Here is a 9,196-nt window from a genome sequence, read left to right on the forward strand (position 1 = left end):
CAGGACGATCTTTCCAAATTCTATCAATGCTGTTTCTGTAAATTCAGTCCCGGTTCCAGCGCTAATAAACTCGAACATCAATACCGCTACAAGTGCACCAATAGGATCGATTAGAATTCCTTCCCATTTCAAAATAGTTGAGATATCAGACTTTAAGGGAATATTTCGAAGAATAGGGGTAATAACGGTAGGACCGGTTACAATGATAAGCGCCGCAAATAAGAACGAGATCTGCCAGCTAAGGTCAAATATCAGGTATGCTGCCACACCGGCTCCAAAGAAAGTAACGATTACGGCAATGGTTATCAACTTGATGATCACCGGGCCAACATTAAGAATTTCACCCTTCCGCAGCGTTAAACCACCTTCGAAAAGAATGATCCCGATCGCCAGGGAAACGAAGTAGAAAAGGCTTTCACCAGGAAATAATCCGGACTCACCATTCCAGATTGGTTCAATAATTTTGGAACCATCTTCAGTAAAAAAAGTAGAAATTGGTCCTACAGCAAGACCTACAAGTATTAATGGTAAAATAGCAGGGATCTTAAAACGCCATGCTGCCCACTGTGCCAATATCCCAAGGATCACTATTCCTGCCAATTCAACCATAGATTCTGTATTTGCTTAAGATTGCTAAAAATATTAAAAATGTTTTACTATGAAAGCTTATTATTAAAAGCCTAACATTATTACGAGGCTGTTAAATCATTTAGAAAATAATTCGAATTAGCTATGAGATTTTCTATTTTGCGGAGAAATCTTCAAATTTATTCTGAATGACCCTTTATCCTATACAAGCCGGAAATTTTAAATTAGATGGTGGAGCTATGTTTGGAGTGGTCCCGAAAAGTCTCTGGACCCGCACCAATCCTGCCGACTCGAATAATATGATTGATATTGCTGCTCGATGTTTGCTCATTGAGGATGGTGATAAACTTATTCTAATTGATACCGGAATGGGTGATAAGCAAAGTGAGAAATTCTTTAGTTATTACTATCCATGGGGAGAGCATAGTATTGACAGCTCACTCAAGGAACATGGTTTTCATCGTGATGACATTACAGATATTTTTATGACTCACCTTCATTTTGACCATTGCGGAGGTTGTATCCAGTGGAATAAAGAACGTACAGGTTATGAACCGGCATTTAAAAACGCCAGGTTCTGGAGCAATGAGGATCACTGGGAATGGGCTACGAAACCAAATGCTCGCGAAAAAGCATCATTTCTGAAAGAAAATATTCTTCCAATGGAACAAAGCGGAAAACTTCATTTCGTGGAGCAGGAGGGAAACAGTGAATTTTGCAAAGCAGATCATCTTGGCTTCGAATCACTTCTGGTAGACGGACATACAGATAAGCAAATGATTCCGCATATTGACTACAAGGGTAAGAAACTGGTTTTTATGGCAGATCTTCTTCCTACCGTGGGACATATTCCCTTACCTTATGTAATGGGCTTTGATACCAGACCACTATTAACGCTTGCTGAAAAAGAGAAATTTCTGCAAACAGCAGCAAATGAAAATTATTACCTGTTCATGGAGCATGACGCTTATAATGAAATAATAACTCTAAAAAATACCGAAAAGGGAGTAAGACACGATCAGACTTATACCTTCAACGAATTATTCAATTAAAACAACTATGAGAATACCTGTTTATAAGCCGTTCCTGACCATCCTGGCAGCCGGCGCTTTAACTGCATGTAGCAGTACTGCTCCAAGAGTAGTTTCCACACCAGTAAGCAATATCGATTCTATTCCTTTAAAAGTAAAGGACCTTACAGATGCCCAGTTAAAAGGCTGGACTAATTCAGATCTTTCCAGGGACACTATTCCGGGAATGAGCGTGGATAGAGCCTATGCTGAAATTATTAAAAACAACAAACCTTCAACGGTTATCGTTGGAGTGGTGGACAGCGGTATAGATATCACACATGAAGATCTGCAAGGGGTGATCTGGACTAATGAGGACGAGATCGCTGGTAATGGAAAAGATGATGATAAGAACGGTTTTATTGATGATGTGCATGGCTGGAACTTTCTAGGGGATGCCGTGGAAGAAAACATGGAGTTTACTCGTATCATCAAGCGATTAAAACCCAAATATGAAGGGAAATCTCAGAGTAGCATAAGCACTGCAGACAGGGAAGAATACAATATGTACCTGGAAGCTAAAAAAGAATACGATAAGGAATACCAGGAAGCTCAGCAAACTCAGCAGCAGTATACCCAGATCCTACAGCAGGTGAAAAATGCACATGCGGCTATGACCAAAGCCCTGGCAACTGAAGATTATACTAAAAAGCAGGTATTGGATTTTAAACCTGAAACCCAGGAACTGCAACAGGCAAAAATGATCGTTGGGCAAATGCAAAGCAACGTAAACGAGAGTATACCAGAAGTGATCAAGGAGATCAATGAAGGTGTGGAATATTTCGGTGGTCGTCTTGATACCCACTTTAATCTAAACCTGGATGGTAGAGCTGTTGTGGGTGACGATCCTTACGATATCACCGATACCAACTATGGAAACAACAAAGTTTCAGGACCAGATCCAAAGAAAGAAGATGCCAAGCATGGAACACACGTTGCCGGGATCATTGCAGCTAACAGAAATAATTCCGTAGGGCTTAAAGGAGTTGCCAGCAATGCTAAGATCATGGCGGTAAGAGCTGTGCCGGATGGTGATGAGTATGATAAAGACATCGCACTGGGAATTCGTTACGCAGTAGACAATGGTGCAAAAGTGATCAACACCAGTTTTGGAAAATACTTTTCTCAAAACCCGGAATGGGTGATCGATGCCATCAAATATGCGGCAGATAAAGATGTTCTTATCGTAAATGCCGCTGGAAATGAAGGAATAGATCTTGACAAAAAAAGGGTTTATCCCAACGACCAGAATCCGCAGGAAACTACAGAGATCAGTGATAATTTTCTAACGGTTGGTGCGTTGAATTATGAATACGGAGCGAATCTTATCGCGACATTTTCTAATTATGGAGCTACTAACGTAGATGTTTTCGCGCCTGGAACCAAGATCTGGTCTACAACACCAAACGATACTTACGAGTATCTTCAGGGAACTTCCATGGCGTCACCAGCAGTTGCAGGAATCGCGGCGATCATAAGAGGTTATTACCCAAAATTATCTGCGGGGCAGGTAAAACAAATAATTATGGATAGTGGTATTTCTACAAAGGCGACAGTAGTACTGGGTGGAGATACTAGTAATACTAAAAAATTCGAGACTATTTCGACTTCAGGAAAAATGGCTAACCTATATAACGCCTTAATTTTGGCAGATCAAATTTCAAAAAACAACTAGAATGAAGAATATTTTTTTCAGCTTAATACTACTTACCGCCGGAGTAATTCAGGCACAGAACAACACTTCCTACTGGCAACAGCATGTAGATTACAAAATGGATGTAGATGTAAATGTGGAGAATTTTAAATTCACCGGTACCCAGGAATTGACCTATACCAACAATTCTCCAGACACTCTAAATCGTGTTTTTTATCACCTGTATTTCAACGCCTTTCAACCAGGTTCAGAAATGAATGCAAGACTGGAAAGTATTGCAGATCCTGATGGTAGAATGGTTAGAAATGAAGGTACTGAGGAAGAACCAAAAAGGGTAAGCCGTATTAGTGATCTTTCTGAAGACCAGATTGGTTATTTGAGAGTAAACTCTCTAACTCAGGATGGAACTTCATTAGATTATGAAGAAGTTGGAACTGTTCTGGAAGTAGAACTTGCTGAGCCAATTCTTCCTGGAAAAAAAATAACCTTCAACATGGAATTTGAAGGCCAGGTACCGGAACAGATAAGAAGATCTGGTAGAAACAGCTCTGAAGGTGTAGCGCTTTCCATGAGTCAGTGGTATCCTAAGCTTGCAGAATATGACTTCCAGGGATGGCAAGCAGATCCTTATATTGCCCGTGAGTTTCATGGCGTATGGGGAGATTTTGATGTAAAGATCAGCATCGATAAGGATTATATCCTGGGAAGTACGGGATATCTTCAAAATCCTCAGGAAATTGGTTACAACTACGAAGAAGAAGGAACTAAGGTAAAGAGAAAAAAAGGGGACAAGCTAACCTGGCATTTCAAAGCACCTAAAGTTCATGATTTTACCTGGGCAGCAGATCCTGAGTACATCCATGATAAGTTAGTAGCTGAAGATGGTACGGTACTACATTTCCTTTATAAAGACAATGAAGATATTAAAGAGAACTGGAAAAATCTTCAGCCAAAAACAGCAGAATTACTTCTGTATTTCAACGAACATATTGGACCATATCCATGGGATCAATACTCTGTAGTACAGGGTGGAGATGGTGGAATGGAGTATGCGATGCTTACTCTAATCACTGGGGAACGCTCTTTTGGAAGTCTTGTTGGCGTTACTGCTCATGAAATGGCGCATGCATGGTTTCAGCATTTAATGGCTACTAATGAAAGTAAACACGAATGGATGGATGAAGGTTTTACTTCCTACATTTCTTCTGAAGCTGAAAATGTAGTCCTTGGAGAAAATAAGGATAATCCGCACACTGGTTCATACAGAGGATACCAGTACCTGGCAAATTCAGGAAGAGAGCAGCCGCAATCTACGCATGCCGACAGGTATGAACTGAATGCCCTTTATGGAACTTCTGCATATTCTAAAGGAGCGGTATTTCTTGCACAACTTGGATACATCATAGGTGAAGAAAATCTATCAAAAACCTTGAACAGGTACTATGATGAATGGAAATTTAAACATCCAACTCCAAACGATTTTATAAGAATTGCTGAAAAGGTTTCTGGAGCAGAGCTGGACTGGTATTTAATGGATTGGACACAAACCACCAATACGATCGATTACGCTATAGATGGAGTTGAAATGAATGATGCTAAAGCAACAGTATCCCTGAAGAGGAATGGATTAATGCCAATGCCTATAGATATTGATGTAACCTATGCTGACGGTTCTAAGAAAACCTACTATATCCCACTGGAAATGATGCGTTGGGAGAAAAAGGCACGTGAAGGTGAAGAGAGAACGGTTGCTAAAGACTGGGCCTGGGGATTCCCTACCTATGAATTGGAAATTGATGCTTCCAAAGACATTACCAGCGTTGAAATTGATAGTTCAAAAATGATGGCAGATGTAAATCCTTCAGATAACGTTTGGAACAAAGACGGAGAATCTTCCGAAGAAGAAGGAGAAGAATAAAACTCCCGCAGTAAATATTATAAAAACCCTTTCTCTACGGAAGGGTTTTTTTATTTGAAAGTATTGGTACTTTTGAAACATGGATCAGAGCTTCGGAAAGTTGGAAAAATTAAAAAGCAAAAAGCATATAGATCTGCTCTTTGCTGAAGGTAGAAATCTAAAAAGTTATCCGCTGAAACTTATCTATGCCCCAATCCAGACTTCAGATAAACCAGGATTAAAAACGGGAGTTTCTGTACCTAAAAAACTGGTGAAAACAGCAGTAAAACGCAACAGGATCAAACGATTGATGCGCGAAGCTTTCAGAAAAAATAAGTACCTTGTTACCAGCGATCTTGCAATTTCTCATGCTTTTATGTTCATATATATTTCCAGGGATGAGATCGATCATTCCAAAATGGAAAAGAATATGATCAAATTGCTGAAGAACTTTTCAGAAAAACAGCCGACTCATGAAAAAGAACTTTAAAAAACTCATCCTTATACCTGTTCTTCTTGCAGGAATTTTCATAGGAACTGTAAGTTTTAAATCAGATTTTTTCGAGATCGCTAAACAGATCGAGATCTTCACGACACTTTTCAAGGAGATCAACATGAATTATGTTGACGAAACAAATCCTGCACAATTAATGGATTCTGCGATAAAATCAATGCTTACAGATCTTGATCCTTATACCAACTACTGGAATGAGCAGGATGTGGAAGCAGCGAGGATCAATAATTCTGGTGAATATACCGGAATTGGCGCGGCGGTTAAAAATGGGGCTATTGGAATTACTATTGTGGAAGCTTATAAAGATTATCCTGCAGATAAAGCCGGTTTAAAAGCCGGAGATCTTATAACTAAGATTGGGGATATACGAGTTGCAGATTTTAAAGAGGATGCGGGAGAACTGCTTAATGGCGCTTCTGAAACTGCCGTGGAAATTACTTTTTTAAGACAGGGAAAGGAACAGAAAACTTCATTAAAACGGGAATCTGTAGATCTAAATGCAGTGCCATTCTACAAATTACTGGAAGATAACACTGGTTATATCGTTCTATCCAGGTTTAATGCCAAAGCTTCAACCGAAGTTTCCAGAGCATTAAAAGAACTAAAAAATCAGGGCGCTAACAAGATCATTCTTGATCTAAGAGGGAACCCGGGAGGATTACTGAGTGAAGCAATTAATGTGAGTAATATTTTTGTTCCAGCAAATGAATTGATCGTCACCACGCGATCTGCCATAGAAAAATATAACAAGGATTATTATACACAGAGAGAACCTATAGATACTAAGATTCCTTTGGTCGTCCTGGTAAACGGGCGTAGCGCTTCTGCCAGTGAGATCGTGGCCGGAGCAATACAGGATCTGGATAGAGGAGTAATTGTTGGAGCAAGATCCTTTGGAAAAGGGTTGGTACAAAGACCACGGGAATTAGCCTATGGAACTCAGCTTAAAATTACCATTTCCAGGTATTACACTCCGAGTGGAAGATGTATACAGGCGCTGGACTATCGTCGCCGGGATGAAAATGGCAAAGCAGTTAGAACTAAAGTTGAAGACTATAATGAATTTAATACCCGTAATGGGCGTAAGGTGTATGATGGTGGAGGAATTTTACCAGATGTAAAATTAGAAACTTCCGAATTTAGTGATATCACGCAGGCATTATTACTGCAGGATGCGATCTTTAATTTTGCTACGGAATATTATTACTCACACAAGATAGAAGATCTGAATGATTTTGATTTCAACGATGCAGATTTCCAGGAATTCAAAGTATACCTGAGAGGATCTGATTTTGATTATGTAACTGCTACGGAAAAGGAATTGGATGAATTAATTGCTACCTCTGAAGAGGAAAATCTGGAATTGAAATTTGAAGCTTCAGGAATAAGATCCCAACTGGAGCAACATGAAAAACAGGAGCTGGAACTCAGAAAACCTGAAATTATAAGCCTTCTTAAAGATGAGATCATCAAGAGATATTTCTATAAAGAAGGCCTGTATGAATATTATACGGTGAACAATCCAGAAATTGCCAAAGCCAGGGAGATCCTGAATAGCGAAAATAAATACGCTGAGATTCTGAAGTAATACTAGTCTTTGATCATTGCTATATGTGGAATACCATCTTCAAGATAGCCTTCGCCTATACATTGGTAACCATGAGATTCGTAAAATTTAATCAAATACTGTTGTGCAGAAAGTTTAATATTTGAAGTATTATAATTTTCAAAAATAGCAGTGGCAGAAGTTTTCATGATCTCGTGTCCATATCCAAATTTTCTTTCAGATTCCTTTACGATCACACGACCAATAGCTGCTTCAGGAAAGTAATATCCGGGTGCAAAACACCGAGTATACGCTACGATCTTCCCGTTTTTGGTTCCCAGAACATGTAAAGCTTCAGCATCCTTACCATCAATATCCTGATATACACAATCCTGTTCCACGACAAAAACTTCAGAACGTAGTTGTAAAATTGCATAAAGTTCAGCGAGACTCAGTTCGCTGAACTTTTTAATTTCAATATTCAATTCCATACTTATTTAGTTGCCGGAATCTTGTCTATTCTTCTTTGATGACGGCCGCCTTCGAATTTCGTATTAAGGAATGCTTCTACCATCTCTGTTGCAAGCTGTTCAGAAACAAAACGCGAAGGAATACTAAGAATATTAGCGTTATTATGTTCCCGGGCAAGCTTTGCGATCTCAACGGTCCAGCATAATGCAGAGCGCACGCCCTGATGCTTGTTAGCGGTCATATTAGCACCATTTCCACTACCACATATAATGATACCAAGATCTGCATTTCCATTTTCCACATCGTTTGCAACTGGATGAACAAAATCTGGGTAGTCTACACTATCCTCTTCATTTGTTCCATAATTGGTAAGCTTGTGACCTTCTTTTTCCAGGGCAGATTGGATCATTTGTTTATAACCAGTACCTGCATGGTCGTTTCCTATAGATATTTTCATAGTTGTGTTGTTTGAGACAAAGTTAAAAAAACAAGCAGTTAAGAAGCTTAAAATGCGTTGTTAATTACTTTTAAGGTTTACCTCATTTTCAAGGCTTTAGAACCCACATATAATTGTGTAAAACATCTGATGATTTAATGATAAAGAAATTTGCTTTTTAAGATTTTTATAACAATACTCGAACTACTATCAATAAAGCAAATTATAAGTAGGTAATTTTTTATCAAGTTATGAGCACTTAAAATTCGGTTGTTGACAATTGTTGATAGTAAACTTTTCAATAAAAAGGGATTAATAAAATTTAAGAACTTATGTTAAGTAAATCTTAAAAACCTAAGTGTATCAATTAGTTAGCTATTCACAGTATTGTTGATAAACTGTTATCAAATAATTACAACTGAAATTACAAGTAAGTAGGAGAAAAATTATTGTACAAATTAACACGCCATCATATACCATCATTTAATTTTTTTAAAAAAGAAGAAAAGATAATAATAGTATATACTGTTCATAACTATACGATGCGTAGAGAAGAAGATTTGTCATTGAATGAGTCAAGGATCTCTTTTGCTTTTGAGACATCTTGTGGATGAACCATTAGTTTTATTCCGCCAAAAGCAGAAGAACTAAATGGAATTAGACCAACTAAAGTTTCGTTCTGAAAATAATGCATGACATTTTCATCAGTGAATCTGGATCTTAGAATTAATGTCTCATGCGGATATGTAAAAGTTGCCAGGCAAACGTAGTCTTTCATGGGAAAAAATTAGTTCCCTAAGATACGTATTAATCGTTAGAAGCAGATACTAAAGTAGTTACAGGAGTTTCAGTGGAATTAGTATTCAGAAGATCACTTTTCTCGTTTAGTGATTTGTTAATAATGGTAACGAAAATTATAAGTCCGATCAAAAAGATCAGAATAAAGACCGCTGTATAAGATGAGGACCTATGTATTTTCATTCTGCAAGCAAATTTAAACGATGAACTAATTGCTAATGT

General features: G+C 38.3%; 10 protein-coding genes. 5 read left to right on the plus strand and 5 right to left on the minus strand.

Annotation, left to right across the window (positions count from 1 at the left end; translation table 11 throughout):
- Positions 1-609, minus strand: a 609-nt coding sequence (locus ACNKXS_RS04540; RefSeq protein WP_417919822.1) for a cation:proton antiporter domain-containing protein, incomplete at its 3' end; no start/stop codon positions are given.
- A gap of 167 nt (positions 610-776) precedes the next feature.
- Here ACNKXS_RS04540 and ACNKXS_RS04545 point away from each other — a divergent pair.
- From ACNKXS_RS04545 to ACNKXS_RS04565, 5 genes are all read left to right on the plus strand, one after another.
- Positions 777-1,640, plus strand: a complete 864-nt coding sequence (locus ACNKXS_RS04545; RefSeq protein ID WP_417919823.1) for an MBL fold metallo-hydrolase — start codon at positions 777-779, stop codon at positions 1,638-1,640.
- A gap of 7 nt (positions 1,641-1,647) precedes the next feature.
- A complete protein-coding gene (locus ACNKXS_RS04550; protein WP_417919824.1) occupies positions 1,648-3,333 on the plus strand; it encodes a S8 family peptidase in 1,686 nt (561 codons plus the stop codon).
- Position 3,334: 1 nt separating this feature from the next.
- Positions 3,335-5,230 carry a M1 family metallopeptidase gene (locus tag ACNKXS_RS04555; RefSeq protein ID WP_417919825.1) on the plus strand — a complete coding sequence of 632 codons (1,896 nt, stop codon included), beginning with the start codon at positions 3,335-3,337 and terminating at the stop codon, positions 5,228-5,230.
- A gap of 79 nt (positions 5,231-5,309) precedes the next feature.
- Positions 5,310-5,699 (plus strand): ribonuclease P protein component, encoded by a 390-nt coding sequence (gene rnpA, locus ACNKXS_RS04560; protein ID WP_417919826.1) that lies wholly within the window; start codon positions 5,310-5,312, stop codon positions 5,697-5,699.
- A complete protein-coding gene (locus ACNKXS_RS04565; RefSeq protein ID WP_417919827.1) occupies positions 5,683-7,311 on the plus strand; it encodes a S41 family peptidase in 1,629 nt (542 codons plus the stop codon). Before rnpA ends, ACNKXS_RS04565 begins: the two co-directional genes overlap by 17 nt.
- A 2-nt stretch (positions 7,312-7,313) precedes the next feature.
- Here the strand turns inward: ACNKXS_RS04565 and ACNKXS_RS04570 are convergent, their stop codons facing one another.
- From ACNKXS_RS04570 to ACNKXS_RS04585, 4 genes are all read right to left on the minus strand, one after another.
- On the minus strand, positions 7,314-7,754 hold the full coding sequence (locus tag ACNKXS_RS04570) for a GNAT family N-acetyltransferase (RefSeq protein WP_417920143.1): 441 nt from the start codon (positions 7,752-7,754) through the stop codon (positions 7,314-7,316).
- Positions 7,755-7,762: 8 nt separating this feature from the next.
- Complete coding sequence (gene rpiB, locus ACNKXS_RS04575; protein WP_295179526.1) at positions 7,763-8,197, minus strand: ribose 5-phosphate isomerase B; 435 nt, start codon at positions 8,195-8,197, stop codon at positions 7,763-7,765.
- Between the two features lie 514 nt (positions 8,198-8,711).
- Entirely contained in the window at positions 8,712-8,954 is a 243-nt protein-coding gene (locus tag ACNKXS_RS04580) for a putative signal transducing protein (protein WP_298246908.1), read from the minus strand.
- Between the two features lie 29 nt (positions 8,955-8,983).
- Entirely contained in the window at positions 8,984-9,157 is a 174-nt protein-coding gene (locus ACNKXS_RS04585) for a hypothetical protein (RefSeq protein ID WP_417919828.1), read from the minus strand.
- Positions 9,158-9,196 lie beyond the last annotated feature (39 nt).

It is taken from the genome of Christiangramia marina, from assembly GCF_048285865.1.
GTDB classification, from domain to species: Bacteria; Bacteroidota; Bacteroidia; order Flavobacteriales; family Flavobacteriaceae; genus Christiangramia; species Christiangramia marina.